We start from the raw sequence: 14,465 nt of genomic DNA on the forward strand, positions 1-14,465 counted from the left end.
GCTGGATCCTGACGGCCCGTCCGGGGCGCGGGTTCCGGTTGGATGCCCGGTGACCCGGTCTTCAACCAGGCCGCACCGGGCCCCGGACGCATCTGTCCGGAGTCGGTGCGGGCCTGGACGATCGGCCCCGTCCCGCCCTGGCTCAACGGTTCTTGGTCCGCAGCCAGTGTCCCATGACGCCGAGCAGGTGGTCGGTGTCCACCGGCTTGGTGACGTGGTCCGAGGCACCCGCGGCCAGGCTCTTCTCGCGGTCGCCCTTCATCGCCTTCGCCGTGAGCGCGATGATCGGCAGCCCGGCGAACTGCGGCATCGCGCGGATCGCCTCGGTCGTGGCGTAGCCGTCCATCTCCGGCATCATGATGTCCATCAGCACCAGGGCGACGTCCTCGTGCTGCTCCAGCACCTCGATGCCCTCACGGCCGTTCTCCGCGTACAGCACCGCCAGTCCGTAGGTCTCCAGCACGCTGGTGAGCGCGAAGACGTTGCGGATGTCGTCGTCGACGATGAGCACCTTCTCGCCGTCGAAACGGCCGACGAAGGGCGCGAACGAGTCCACCTGCGCCCCCTCGCCCCGGCCGTCCCCTGCCTCCTGACGGGCCGACTCGGCCGATCGCTGCCCGGCCGCCCCGTCCGCGGCGGACGCGGACGGCGCCGACGGGACCGACGACAGGACCGAGTCCGCCGTCGGAGCCGGACCGGCCGACGGTGCCGCAGGCCCCTCGGCCTGCGAAGAAACCGAGGTGCGCGTCGACTTGGAGGGCGCGCGCCGACGCTCGTGCGCTGCCTCGATGACCTCCTGGGCCCACAGCTCCGCCGGGCTCACCCCACCGTGGCCGCGGACCGTGGGAACCGCGGCCTCGCCCTCGGGCGCCTCGCGCAGCGGCAGGAAGAGCGTGAACGTCGAGCCTCGGTCCAGCTCGCTCTCGGCGTTGATCTCGCCGCCGAGCAGGCGGGCGATCTCGCGGGAGATCGACAGCCCGAGGCCGGTGCCGCCGTACTTGCGGCTGGTGGTGCCGTCGGCCTGCTTGAACGCCTCGAAGATCTCCCGCAGCTTGTTCTGCGGGACACCGATGCCGGTGTCGGTCACCGAGAAGGCGATCAGCGGCTCCTCCGGGTCGGCGATCGCGCCGGACTCCAGCATCTGCTCGCGGATCGCCTGCGGCACCGGGTGCTCGCCGCCCGGGCCGCCGGCCGGCTGGATCAGCAGCTCGACCGCGCCGGAGTCGGTGAACTTGACCGCGTTGGAGAGCAGGTTGCGCAGCACCTGCTGGAGGCGCTGCTCGTCGGTGTGCAGGGTGACCGGCAGTTCCGGCGAGACCCGCACCGCGAAGTCGAGGCCCTTGTCGGCCGTCAGCGGCCGGAAGGTGGCCTCGACGTAGTCGACCAGCTGGACCAGCGCGATCCGGCTGGGGCGGATGTCCATCTTGCCCGCCTCGACCTTGGACAGGTCCAGGATGTCGTTGATCAGCTGCAGCAGGTCCGAGCCCGCGCCGTGGATGGTCTCGGAGAACTCCACCTGCTTGGGGCTGAGGTTGCCCTCGGCGTTGTCGGCCAGCAGCTTGGCCAGGATCAGCAGCGAGTTGAGCGGCGTGCGCAGCTCGTGCGACATGTTGGCGAGGAACTCCGACTTGTAGCGCGTGGAGAGCTCGAGCTGTTCGGCGCGCTCCTCCAGGACCTGCCGGGCCTCCTCGATCTCGGAGTTCTTGATCTCGATGTCGCGGTTCTGTACCGCGAGTTGGTGGGCCTTCTCCTCCAGCTCAAGGTTGGAGCGCTGCAGCTCCTCCTGTCGCGCCTCCAACTCGGCGGAACGCATCGACAGTTCGGCAGTGAGGCGTTGCGACTCCAGCAGCAGGCCCTCGGTCTTGGTGTTGACCGCGATGGTGTTGACCGTGACGCCGATCATCTCGGCGATCTGGTCCAGGAAGTCCATGCTGATCTTGGTGAACGGGTTGAACGAGGCGAGCTCGATCACGCCCAACAGTCGGCCCTCGAACAGGACCGGCATGACGATCACGTTGACCGGCGCGGCCTCGCCCAGCCCCGAGGCGATCTTCAGGTATCCCGGCGGGGCGTCCTTGAGCAGGATCGGCTTCTTCTCGATCGCCGCCTGCCCGACCAGGCCCTCGCCGAGGTGGAACGAGGTCGGCATGGCCCGGCGCTGGTAGCCGTAGGAGCCGATCAGCCGCAGCACGGTGTCGTGCTCGATCCCGTCCTCGCCGGCCTCGGCGGTCATCTCGTTGCGCAGCGCCGGCATGGCCAGGAAGAACGCCCCGTGCTGGGCGGAGACCACGGGGGTCAGCTCGCTCATGATCAGCGAGCTGACCGCCTCCAGGTCGCGGCGGCCCTGCATCAGGCCGGAGATCCGCGCCAGGTTGGTCTTGAGCCAGTCCTGCTCCTGGTTGGTGCGCGTGGTCTCGCGCAGGTTGGCGATCATCTGGTTGATGTTGTCCTTGAGCTCGTCGAGCTCACCGGCCGCGTCCACGTCGATGCGCAGGCTCAGGTCGCCGCGGGTCACCGCGGTGGCGACCTGGGCGATGGCGCGCACCTGGCGGGTCAGGTTGCCCGCCAGCTCGTTGACGGACTCGGTCAGGTCCTGCCAGGTCCCGGCGACGCCGGGGACGCGGGCCTGACCGCCCAGGCGGCCGTCGGTGCCCACCTCGCGGGCGACGCGGGTGACCTCGTCGGCGAAGGCGGACAGCTGGTCGACCATCGTGTTGATGGTCGTCTTGAGCTCCAGGATCTCGCCGCGCGCGTCGACGTCGATCTTGCGGGTCAGGTCGCCCTTGGCGACCGCGGTGGTCACCTGGGCGATGTTGCGCACCTGGCCGGACAGGTTGTCGGCCATCAGGTTCACGTTGTCGGTCAGGTCCTTCCACATGCCCCCGACGCCCGGCACCCGGGCCTGACCGCCCAGAATGCCCTCGGTACCCACCTCGCGCGCCACCCGGGTCACCTCGTCGGCGAAGGCGGACAGCTGGTCGACCATCGTGTTGAGGGTGTCCGCGAGCGCGGCGACCTCGCCCTGCGCGTCGATGGTGATCTTCTTCGACAGGTCGCCGCCGGCCACCGCGGTGGCGACCTGGGCGATGTTGCGCACCTGGAAGGTCAGGTTCGACGCCATCAGGTTCACGTTCTCGGCCAGGTCGCGCCAGATGCCCTCGACGCCCTTGACCCGGGCCTGGCCGCCCAGGATGCCCTCGGTACCCACCTGACGGGCGACCCGGCTCACCTCGTCGGCGAAGACCGAGAGCTGGTCGACCATCGTGTTGACGGTGGTGACCAGCTCCAGGATCTCGCCGCGGGCGTCGACGGTGATCTTCTTCGACAGGTCGCCCCTGGCCACCGCCGTGGTGACCTCGGCGATGTTGCGGACTTGGTTGGTCAGGTTGTTGGCCATCAGGTTGACCGAACTGGTCAGGTCCTTCCAGGTGCCGGAGACCCCCGGCACCTGCGCCTGACCGCCGAGGCGGCCCTCGGTGCCGACGTCCGTGGCCACCCGGGTCACCTCGTCCGCGAACGCGGACAGCTGGTCGACCATGGTGTTGAGCGTCGTCTTCAGCTGCAGGATCTCCCCGCGCGCGTCGACCGTGATGCGCTGGGTCAGGTCGCCGCGCGCCACGGCCGTTGAGACGGTGGCGATGTTGCGCACCTGGAAGGTGAGGTTGGAGGCCATCAGGTTGACGTTGTCGGTCAGCCCGCGCCACACCCCGGCCGCGCCGGGCACCATCGCCTGGCCGCCGAGGATGCCCTCGGTGCCGACCTCGCGCGCCACACGCGTCACCTCGTCGGCGAACGCCGAGAGTTGGCCGACCATCGCGTTGATGGTGTTCTTCAGTTCGAGGATCTCGCCGCGGGCGTCGACCTCGATGGTCTGCGACAGGTCCCCACGCGCCACGGCGGTGGTCACCTGGGCGATGCTGCGCACCTGGTCGGTGAGGTTCGTCGCCATCTGGTTGACGTTGTCGGTCAGATCCTTCCAGGTCCCGGCGACGCCGGGCACCTGCGCCTGGCCGCCGAGCTTGCCCTCGGTGCCCACCTCGCGCGCCACACGCGTGACTTCCGCGGCGAAGCCGGAGAGCTGGTCCACCATCGTGTTGACGGTGTTCTTCAACTCCAGCATCTCGCCCGCGACCTGGGCGGTGACCTTGCGGGACAGGTCGCCCTTGGCGACCGCGGTGGTGACCAGCGCGATGTCGCGCACCTGCGCGGTCAGCCGACTGGCCATCATGTTGACGGAGTCGGTGAGGTCCTTCCAGGAACCCGACATGCCGCGCACCCGTGCCTGGCCCCCCAGCTTGCCCTCGGTGCCGACCTCGACGGCGAGCCGGGTCACCTCGTCGGTGAACTCCGAGAGCTGGTCGACCAGTCCGTTGACGGTGCGGCCGACCTTCAGGAACTCCCCGCGCAGCGGGTGGGAGCCGCCGTCCGGGCCGAGCGCGCGCAGTTCCATCCGCTGCTGCAGATCGCCCTCGGCGATCGAGCCGAGCACCCGGCCGACCTCGGCCATCGGCCGGGCCAGGTCGTCGATCAGCGCGTTGGAGTTGTCGATCGCCGCCGCCCAGGCGCCCTCGCAGGGCCCGAGTTCGAGCCGTTCCCCGAGCCGTCCCTCCCGGCCGACGGCGCGGCGCACCCGCGCCAACTCCCCGGTGAGATGCTGGTTACGCTCCGCGACCTGGTTGAAGACGGCGGCGATCTCGGCCATGACCGAGTCCCCCGGCACGGTCAGCCGCCTGCGGAAGTTGCCGTCGCGCATGGCCGTCAGCGCGGTCAGCAGCTTGCGCAGATCGGCCGCGTCGGCGCCCGCGCCCCTGCCCGACCCGCGAGCCGCCTGCCGTGTCCCGCCCGGCTTCGGCTTCGCCGCGACCGCGGTCGCCCTGCTCGAATCCACCGGCCTGCCTCCAGAGTTGCGTTGAATGCCTCGCGGCCGCACGGCACACATGCCGCGAGACGCATCCCCAACAATCTAACGACCGCCGAGGGTTGCGCGGGGGTCGCAGACGGGTATCGGCCCCGCTGGGACCTGATCGCGGCCCAGGTCAGCCTGTCAGGTTCAGATCGAGTCACCGAACGTACCGGCTTCACTCCCCAAGCGGTACCAGGGATCAGTAACCTGGCGGCACAACACGGCGTTGGGCCAGTGGCGTCGCACGGGTGCCGCTCGGGTACCGCACCACAGGCGGTGCCCACCAGGCACGGTACGCCGGTACCGTGAGCCCGTAGCCCGGAAGAAGGAGGAGGCGCCTCGTGGGTGACGCCACCGCGCGGGCCGCCGCCACGTTCGAACCCGTCGGCCGCTCCGTCGCCGCCGCGCGCGCCTTCGTCCGGGACACCCTCCAGGGCTGGGGCTTCGGCGAGGTCGTCGACGACGCCGTGGTCCTGGTGAGCGAGCTGGTGACCAACGCCGTCGTGCACGCGGGCACCGCCGCGCGGGTCGAACTGCTGCGCCAGGGCGACCAGGTCCGCGTCGAGGTCGGCGACCGCTACCCGCGCCGTGCCCTGCCGATCTACCCCGGCCAGGAGGACGGCGCCGTCGTCACCGCCGAACTGGAGCGCGAGGGCGGCCGCGGCCTGCTGCTCTGCGCGGCGCTCGCGTCCCGCTGGGGCGTCGACTACACCGCCACCGACAAACGCGTCTGGTTCACCCTGCAGCTGCCGCCCCGGCCCACGGGCACCCGCGTCGCCGGTCCGCTGACCCCCGACGCGCTGCTGCCCGAGTCCGAGCAGCAGGTCCACGTCGCCGTCGTGCAGATCGACGCCGAGGGGCTGGTCTCCGCCTGGAACCAGGACGCCGAGCTGCTCTTCCAGCACCCGGCCGTCAAGGCGCTCGGCCGTCCCTTCGCGGAGCTGGCAGCGTGGCCGCAGACACCCGGCACCGGTCTCGGCGTCGACGAGGCGCTGCGGCTCTCCCGCTGGGAGGGCAACTACGCGATGCGACGCGGCGACGGCCGCCTCCTCGGCGTCTACGGCGCGCACCTGCGGGTCCGCGACGCGCAGGGTAGCCCCTCGACGGTCTGCCTGCTGGTGCGCGAGCAGGAACGCGCCGTGCTGCAGACGCCGACGCGTCCGGCTGCCGCGTCCGAGAGCGGCGCCCGCCTCGACGGCCCGGCCGTGGACGCCTTTCTCGGTCCGCTGACCGGCGGCCAGGCGCCGGACGACCTCGACGGCCTGCTCCAGCGCACCGTCGAACGCGCCCGCGACCTGCTCGACGGCGACGCCGCCTACCTGCTGCTGGCCACCGACGACGAGACCGAGCTCGAGGTCCGCGCCAGCTGCGGTCTGCCCGCCGGCCGGCAGCGCTTCGCCCGCGTGCCCGTCGAGTCGGGCATGGGCCGCTTCAGCTCCGCGCGGCTCCCCACCGTCCACGATGACCTGGCCGACTCCCCCGGCGCGGCCCCGCTGCTGGGCGGCACCGGCCTGCGGTCCGTGGTGACGGTCCCGCTCAAGGTCGAGGGACGGCTCACCGGCTCCCTCGGCGTGGCCGCGCAGTCGCCCGGCCAGTACCGCAACGACGACGCGCTGCGGCTGCAGTTCGCCGCGGACCGGATCGCGCTGGCGGTCGAGAGCGCCCGCCTGACCGAGCTCGAACGGCTGCGGCGCGGCTCCCTGTCCTTCCTCGTCGAGGCCTCCGACCTGCTGGCCGGCACGCTGGAGCGGGACCAGACCCTCGCGCTGGTCGCACAGATGACGGTGCCGACGCTGGCCTCCTGGTGCGCGGTCTACACGACCTCCACCGGCGTCGACCCCGCCGTACCCGAGCTCGCCTACGTGCTGCACGAGGACGAGGAGCAGATCGACGGCCTGCGCGCGCTGCTGGAGAGCATCGCGCCCCCGGAGCCGCTGAACACCCCCGGCGCCCGCGACTGGCCCGCGGCGACGGACGCCGCCCAGGACGCGGCGCTGCGGGCCGCCCTGCGCGCCCGCACCCAGGGCGCCGGCGAGACGGCGGCCCAGCGCGCCGCCCTCGCCACCGCCGCGACGGTGGGCGGTGAGACGGTCGTGCTGCCGCTGGTCGCGCGCAACCGTGTGATCGGCATGCTGACCCTCGGCAAGGCCGCGGAGGAGCGCTTCCGCCGCGAGATCCTGGAACTGGCCGAGGACCTCTCCCGTCGTGCCGCGCTCGCCCTGGACAACGCCCGGCTGTACAGCGAGCGCACCGCGATCTCGCGCGCGCTGCAGCGCAGCCTGCTGCCGCCCGCGGTGCCGCGCGTGCCCGGCGTCGAGGCCGAGGTCATCTACCGCGCCGCGGGCGAGGGCAACGAGGTCGGCGGCGACTTCTACGACATCTTCCCGATCCGCGAGGGGACCTACGGCTTCGCCATCGGCGACGTCTGCGGCACGGGTCCCGAGGCCGCCGCGGTCACCGGCCTGGCCCGCCACTCGCTGCGCCTGCTGGCCCGCGAGGGCTTCTCCGCGCCGGAGGTCCTGCAACGGCTCAACGCCGCGATCCTCGACGAGGGCGACCGCGGCCGGTTCCTGACCCTCCTCTACGGGGAGATGACCCCGCGCGAGGACGGCTCGGTCGAACTGCGCACCGTCTGCGCCGGCCACCCCCTCCCGCTGCGGCTCCGCCCCGACGGCACGGTCTCCCCCGCGGCCTCCCCGCAGCCCCTGCTGGGCGTCATCGACGACCTCGACCTGGAGGCCGAGACCTTCGTCCTCGACCCGGGCGACGTCCTGCTCTGCGTCACCGACGGCGTCACCGAACGCCGCGACGGCCCGCGCATGCTCGGCGACGACGGCCTCGCCGACGTCCTCACCACCTGCACCGGCCTCACCGCGGGCGCGGTCGCCACCCGCATCCTGCGCGCGGTGGAACGCTTCGCCGCGGACCCCGCCTCCGACGACATGGCCATCCTGGCCCTCCGCGTCCTCGGGTCGCCCCAGCCTCGCTGACGGCCGCCGGTCAGCGATCGAGAACGGGAAAGAAGACGTCCCCGGCTCCCAGGTCCCCGCCAGGCGGCGGTCTCGCGCCTCTGCTCCGGCGTCATCCGGCGGGCTCCGCCTCCTCCGCGAGCGCAGCCTGGACCCTCCGGACGACGCCGCGCGGCGCGCGGGCGCCCTGCCTCGAGCGGCTGCCGGGCAAGCTGCTTCGCGCTGCCGCGCCATCTGACATCCGATGTCCCCGCGCCGTCGCCCGACAGAGGGTGGCGCGACCGGTGCGCGTCAAAACGAGCGAGCCTGCACGGAACCTTCACAACTCCTGTGCCCTGCTTGTCCGGATCTCGACCGGTGTGGTCCCTGTGAGGCGGACGAGACCTCTGTTGCGGCGGAGGGCGCGTGCCTAGCATCTGCCGGGTGTCCCACCCCTCGCGCCGTGCTCCGTTCGCCGCCGTGGTCACCGCCGGAGGCCTGCTCGCGGTCTGCGCGGCGGCTGCCTACGCCGATCCGACCTCGCTGTTCGCACCGCTCCCCTGGTCCGCCTTCGAGGTGACGTCCGTGCGCGGGGTGTGGTCCGTGGCCGGCGTCGCCGTCTTCCTGCCGGTGCTGGTGCTGGTGACCGCGTGGGGGACGGCCGTCTCGTTCCGCGGCGCCGCGGAGAGCACCGGGCGGAAACGGATGGTGTTCCGACTCTGGGGCGTGACGGTCCTCGCCACCGCGCTGGCGCGGCTCGCGGAGATGATCGCGGAGACCGCCGGAGCGGGCGTGCACGGCGGCGCGCAGACTCTGGTCGCGACCGCACTGTGGGACTGCGGCCTGCCCGCGTTGCGGGTCGCGCTCGTGGGCTGGATACCGGCCGTGCTGGGCGCGTACGCGCACCGGTACCGGCCGCGCCGCGAGGAGTCGCGGCGACGGCGGCTCCCGACGCCGCCGCACTTCGGCTGGCGCTGGTCGCTGACCGGCACCGTGCTGCCGATCGCGCTGCTCGGACCGCTCGTCGGGCCGATGCTGTGGGAGGGCTCCCCCGCCGCCGCGTTCTACGGCGAGCCGCTGAGCCTGCGCCGCCTGCCCTTCGGCCTCGACCTCGGGCCTGCCCGCTTCGCGGTCGAGCTGGCGACCGCAGCGATCGTGGGCGCGGTGCTGCTCGCCCGCTCCTCGCGCCGCTTCGACTACACCCGCCCCGCCGACCTGCTCCTGGGCGGCTGGCTCGCCGCCCTCGGCGGGGGCGCGGCAGCGGGCGTGGTGCAGACCGCTCTCGCGCTCCCGCGCGACCTGCCGGGAACCGACCTGTTCGTCCTCGCCGACGCCGGGCTGCGCATCGGTACCGGCCTCTCCCTCGGCGTCGCCTTCGGCTGGGCCGTCGTCCCCACACTGCTGCTGATCAGCCGCCTCCTCGACGCCATCTCCGGTGGACGCCGCCGCTTCGCGACCGTGCTCGCCTCCGCGACCGCACTGGCCGTCGGCTCCTGGGGTCTCGCGCAGGCGACGCCGAGCGTGGCGACGCCCGCGCCGACCATCGGCGCCACCGCCCGCGCCACGGCCGCCGCGGCGCTGCCCGCGCTCACCGTCCGCGCGGCCACCGCCGACTCCCCCGCCGTGATCAGCGACGTGAACGGCCGCCAGGTACTGCTGCGCGGCGTCAACGTCAACCAGCTCGTCGACTACGCCGCGCCGACGCCGGGCCGCCAGACCGTCCGCCCGCTCGCCGACAGCGACTTCGCCTCGATGGCCGCCCTCGGCTTCGACGTCGTCCGGCTCGACATCTCCTGGTCCGCGCTGGAGCCGAAGCGCGGACAGTACGACCAGGGCTACCTCGACCGCATCAAGGCCACCGTCGCCATGGCCGCGAGCCACGGCCTCTACACCGACCTCGACATGCACGAGGACGCCTGGGGCCCGGCGATCGCCGCCCCGGCGGGGACCTCGTGCCCGAGCGGCAGCACACCCTCCCTCGGCTACGACGGCGCTCCCGCCTGGGCGACGCTCACCGACGGAGCCTCCCGGTGCCAGGGCCTCAGCAGGGATCTGACCCCCGCCAACACCGCGGCGTTCAGCGCCTTCTACCACGACAGCGACGGCATCCAGACCGAACTCGTGCACACCTGGGCCATGCTGGCCCGCACCTTCGCCGGCGACCCGTCCGTCGCCGGGTACGGGCTGCTCAACGAGCCCGGCGTGGGCGACGACCCGCCGGCCACCTCGTCGGTGCTGCTCGGCGCCTACGAGAACCGGGCCGTGCAGGCGATCCGGCAGGCCGAGCTGCAGGCGTCGGGCGGCTTCCCGCACCTGGTCTTCATCGAGCCCAGCGTGCTCTGGTCCGGCCTCGGCTTCGACGCCGCGCCGCCGCGCGGCTTCAGCGCGGACCCGTACCTGGTGTTCGCGCCGCACCTGTACAGCGAGTCGATCACGATGGACCGCTCACTCGGGCTGACTCTGGTCTCCGTCGAACGCGGCTTCGCGCTGGCGGAGCAGCAGGCCAAGGTCTACGGAATGCCGCTGTGGGCAGGCGAGTGGGGCTGGTTCGGCCCGACCACCGGCAGTTCGCCCGATCCCTCCGGCGACCCGGCGATGCTGCGCCGGTTCGCCGCCGCCGAGGACCAGGCCCGCATCGGCGACGCCTACTGGGTGTGGCGGCAGGCCTGCGGCAGCCCCGAGAGCGACCAGCACGCCGCCGTCGTCGGCAACCTCGTCGGCGTCGACTGCGCGACGGGCAAGGACGTCCCGCCCTCGGCTGCGACGATCGCCGTGCTGGGACGCGCCTATCCGCGGGCCGTCCCCGGCGCCCTCACCTCGCTGACCTCCGAGACCACGACCAAGGCCTTCGCGCTGACCGGTGTCGCGCCCGCCGCGACTGCCAGCGGACCGGCCTGCACGCTGGACGTCTGGTATCCGGGCGCCACGAAACCGACACCCAGCACCACCGGCATCGCCCGGTTGACGGTGCGGCAGGTGCCCGGCGGGTGGCGGGTCACCGGCTGTGCAAGCGGACGTTACCGACTGTCCATCGGCTGAGGCCCACGCGGGCGCGACCGGGATCGATCGACCACGGCCTTTACACCGCTCAGCAGCGACTCCGCAGGACATCAACGGATTTGCTCGATATCACTCTGATTACGGTGTGTTGATGTCGCGTCACTGTCGGGTACGAGACAGGTGTCGGACATCGGCGGCCGAAAACGGATCGCCGAGCAGCTTCACCCCCGTGAAAGGAGCCCCCGTGAGCAACGAAGCCGCGGTGGCCAACGACCGCTCCCTCTCCCTCGGTGCCGCAGCCGGATCGCTCGGCTACCTCGCCCTCGGCCTCACGCTCCTGGCCTACGGCATCGTCAGCACCGGCATCATCCACAACACCACGGTCGCCGACACCCACGCCCTGACCCTCTGGGTCGGCGGGGTCGCCCTCGCGATCTGCGGTCTGGTCGAGTTCCGGGCCGGCAGCGCCGCCACCGGCACCGCCTTCGCCGGCCTCGGCGCCCTCTGGGTCGTCGCGTCGCAGGCCTCACCCTCGTCCGCCAACGCGGCCGGACTCTTCTACGTCATCTGGGCCCTGCTGGCACTCGCACTGACCGCGTCCCAGTGGCGTGGCGGCAGCATGCTGCTCCGCGGCGTCCACGGCCTGTTCACCCTCGCCCTGGTGCTCTGGGCGATCGGCTCCTTCGCCGGAAGCTCCGGCCTGGACAAGACCGCGGGCTGGGTGGCCGCCGTGGCCGGCCTGCTGTCCTGGTACTCGGCCACCGTCTCCCTCGGCGGAAGCAACTGGGCCGGGCTCAGTCTCCCCGTCCGCTGAGCGATCCGGCGTCCGCCGGACGAACAGCCCCGACCGGCGCGGGCGGAGGCCCGAGGGGGGTCTCCGCCCCGCTCTCCCCGCCCTCCCCGTCCACCGGAGAAACGCGCAGCAGGTACGCGGCCCGCAGCCGGGCCGCGTACCACTGCACGAGGTAGGCGAGCAGCAGCAGCGCGACGGCGGCGACGCCGTCCAGCCAGTAGTGGTTCGCCGTCACCACCACGACGGCGACCGTCAGGATCGGATGCGCCAGCACCAGCCAGCGCCACCGGCTCCGGCTCAGCCTGATCACCGCCACGGCCACCAGCACGCACCAGGCCACGTGCACCGAGGGCATGGCCGAGTACGAATCAGCCTGGAGCCCCCCGAGCGTCGCCCCGTAGACGGACTGCCCGTACTCCACCGCGACATCGACCATGCCGTTGCCCGGCAGCAGGCGCGGCGGGGCCACGGGTATCAGCTGCACCAGCAACGACCACGCGGTGACCAGCACCACCGTCATCCGGACCCACGGATACGCCCGCCGGTGCCGCAGGAAGACCCAGGCCAGCAGCGCGATCATCGCGCCGAAGTGCATGCTGGCGTAGTAGTAGTTCGCGCCCTCCACGAGCCACGGGTGCGGGAGCACCAGGCTCTGCAGCATCTGTTCGCTCGGCAGACGGAGCCGCCGTTCCGCGTCCCAGATGGCCTGCCCGCGGGCGATGGCGCCGTCCTCGCTCATCACCGAGATCTGACCGGCGTACTGCCACACCGCGAAGAGGGCGATCATCGTCGCCGCCTCACGGAGCACGAGCCCCACGTTGACCCGACGTGGCGAGGGCGCGCCGACGCGCCGCACGGCGACCGACGCGCCATAGGCCACGGCGGCCAGCGCACCCGCCGACTGCCAGCTCAGCGTGAGGTTCAGCACGACGCCGGCCCCCTTTCGTAGCGCTCACCGTAGTGCCTGCCAACGACAGTGCGCGCGTCGGGGCGGGTTCAGCTCCGGTTCACCCCGGAAGGTCCGAAACCTCCAGCGGATGCCGGATCAGCAGCGAGGCGTGCACCGGCTCCTCACCCAGCGCGGCATAGACATGGGGGGCGTCGGAGCCGAAGCACGCGTGCTCCCCCGACCGCACCACGAGGGGGTTCCCGACCGGGCCGACCCGGGCGATGCCGGAGAAGACCGTGAGGTACTCGACCACTCCGGCGGGGTGCGCCGGAGAGGTCTGCAGCACGCCGGGACGGATCTCCAGGCGGTAGAGCTCGGTACTGATGCCGCCATCCTGGAACACCTCGAGCAGCTGCGCCACGACCGCCGTGCCCTGCACCTCTGGCACGTCCAACGGCTCCCCGGGAGTGGAGAGAAGCATCGCCAGGGGCACACCGAGCTGACCGGCGATGGCGTACAGCGTCTCGGCCGTCGGGTTGCGGGTCCCCGTCTCCAGCCCGGACAGCGTCGCCTTGCCGACCCCCGCCCGTCGGGCGAGCTCGGACAGACTGATGCCGCGCTGCGCGCGCAGCGCGCGGATGCGCTCCCCCGTCGCGGCGGCCGCGTCCGCCGACCAGTGTGCGGAATTGCCCATGGCCCCGAGTATCTCGCCTCCGCTAGCGTTCTGTTTATGGAACACTCGCCTACGGGCTTGCCGGGACGCATACCCGTCCAGCCCCTGACCGCCGGGCTCATCACGGCCGTAGTCGGCTTCAGCAGCTCCTTCGCCCTCGTCCTCACCGGCCTGCGCGACGTCGGCGCCGACAGTCGGCAAGCCGTGTCCGGCCTGTTGCTGCTCTGCCTCAGCATGGGCGCGCTGGCCATCTGGCTCGGCCTGCGGCACCGGCAACCGATCAGCATCGCCTGGTCGACCCCGGGCGCCGCCCTGCTCGTCAGCGCCGGCAGACCCGCGGGCGGCTACTCCGCCGCCGTGGGCGCCTTCATGGTCTGCGGACTGCTCCTGGCCGTCACCGGGCTCTGGCCACGGCTCAGCAGGCTCGTCGCGGCCATCCCCACCAGCCTCGCCACCGGCCTGCTGGCCGGAGTCCTGCTGCCGCTCTGCCTCGCCCCCGTACAGTCGGCCTTCCACCTCCCCGGCCTCACCCTGCCCGTCATCGTCGCCTGGGCCGTCCTGCTCCGCTGGGCACGCCGCTGGGCCATCCCCGGCGCGCTCATCGCCCTGCTGGTGGTCCTCGCCGTCCGGACACCGCTCCACCTCGGGGCCGCGGGGAGCCTGCTGCCCCGCTTGAGCCTCACCACGCCCACGTTCGGCTGGTCGGCCCTGGTCGGCATCGCCCTGCCGCTCTACGTCATCACCATGGCCTCGCAGAACATCCCCGGCCTCGCCCTGCTCCGCCACTTCGGCTACGAGCCGCCGGTCCGGCACGTCCTGACCGCGACCGGACTCTCCACCGTCGCCACGGCCTTCGGCGGCGGCTACACCGTCAACCTGGCCGCAATCACCGCGGCGCTCGCCGCAGGTCCCGACTCCCACCCGGACCGCGGCCGCCGCTGGATCGCCTCCGTCACGGCCGGCGTCCTCTACATCCTCTTCGGTCTGACGGCAGGCGTCTCCGCCGTCCTGCTCACTCAGGCGCCGCCCCAGCTCGTCGAGGCGATCGCAGGCCTGGCTCTGCTCCCCACCCTCGGATCCGCACTCTCCTCCGCGCTCACGGAGGAGAAGGGACGCGAGGCCGCAGTTCTCACGTTCGTCGTTGCTGCATCCGGGGTATCCGCGTTCGGCATCGGAGCGCCCGTCTGGGCACTCGCCGCCGGCCTCGTCCTCCGCGCACTGCTCTGAGCCCGGAAAGCACTGAAGGCCCCTGACATGAT

Annotated in this window: 7 protein-coding genes; 4 read left to right on the plus strand and 3 right to left on the minus strand. The window is 72.4% G+C overall.

Annotated elements, in window-relative coordinates; translation table 11 throughout:
* Positions 1-142: 142 nt before the first annotated feature.
* The gene (locus TR49_RS26695; RefSeq protein ID WP_084725468.1) at positions 143-4,753 is read right to left on the minus strand and encodes a hybrid sensor histidine kinase/response regulator; all 4,611 of its coding nucleotides are present in this window, start codon (positions 4,751-4,753) and stop codon (positions 143-145) included.
* 491 nt (positions 4,754-5,244) lie between these two features.
* Here TR49_RS26695 and TR49_RS26700 point away from each other — a divergent pair, with 491 nt between their 5' ends.
* The 3 genes from TR49_RS26700 (at position 5,245) to TR49_RS26710 (ending at position 11,665) form a co-directional block, all read left to right on the plus strand.
* Positions 5,245-7,893 carry a SpoIIE family protein phosphatase gene (locus tag TR49_RS26700; protein ID WP_042386242.1) on the plus strand — a complete coding sequence of 883 codons (2,649 nt, stop codon included), beginning with the start codon at positions 5,245-5,247 and terminating at the stop codon, positions 7,891-7,893.
* A gap of 402 nt (positions 7,894-8,295) precedes the next feature.
* The gene (locus TR49_RS40885) at positions 8,296-10,890 is read left to right on the plus strand and encodes a cellulase family glycosylhydrolase (RefSeq protein ID WP_052434661.1); all 2,595 of its coding nucleotides are present in this window, start codon (positions 8,296-8,298) and stop codon (positions 10,888-10,890) included.
* Positions 10,891-11,095: 205 nt separating this feature from the next.
* A complete protein-coding gene (locus tag TR49_RS26710) occupies positions 11,096-11,665 on the plus strand; it encodes a GPR1/FUN34/YaaH family transporter (protein ID WP_236653539.1) in 570 nt (189 codons plus the stop codon).
* On the opposite strand, the gene TR49_RS26715 is transcribed toward TR49_RS26710, so the two are convergent.
* Positions 11,646-12,572, minus strand: a complete 927-nt coding sequence (locus TR49_RS26715; protein ID WP_063770175.1) for a phosphatase PAP2 family protein — start codon at positions 12,570-12,572, stop codon at positions 11,646-11,648. The two genes, TR49_RS26710 and TR49_RS26715, sit on opposite strands and share 20 nt — an antisense overlap.
* Before the next feature lie 79 nt (positions 12,573-12,651).
* Positions 12,652-13,227 carry a helix-turn-helix domain-containing protein gene (locus TR49_RS26720; protein ID WP_042386244.1) on the minus strand — a complete coding sequence of 192 codons (576 nt, stop codon included), beginning with the start codon at positions 13,225-13,227 and terminating at the stop codon, positions 12,652-12,654.
* A gap of 36 nt (positions 13,228-13,263) precedes the next feature.
* Here TR49_RS26720 and TR49_RS26725 point away from each other — a divergent pair, with 36 nt between their 5' ends.
* Positions 13,264-14,433 (plus strand): benzoate/H(+) symporter BenE family transporter, encoded by a 1,170-nt coding sequence (locus TR49_RS26725; protein ID WP_042386245.1) that lies wholly within the window; start codon positions 13,264-13,266, stop codon positions 14,431-14,433.
* Positions 14,434-14,465 lie beyond the last annotated feature (32 nt).

Source organism: Streptacidiphilus melanogenes (genome assembly GCF_000787835.1).
Taxonomy (GTDB): Bacteria; Actinomycetota; Actinomycetes; order Streptomycetales; family Streptomycetaceae; genus Streptacidiphilus; species Streptacidiphilus melanogenes.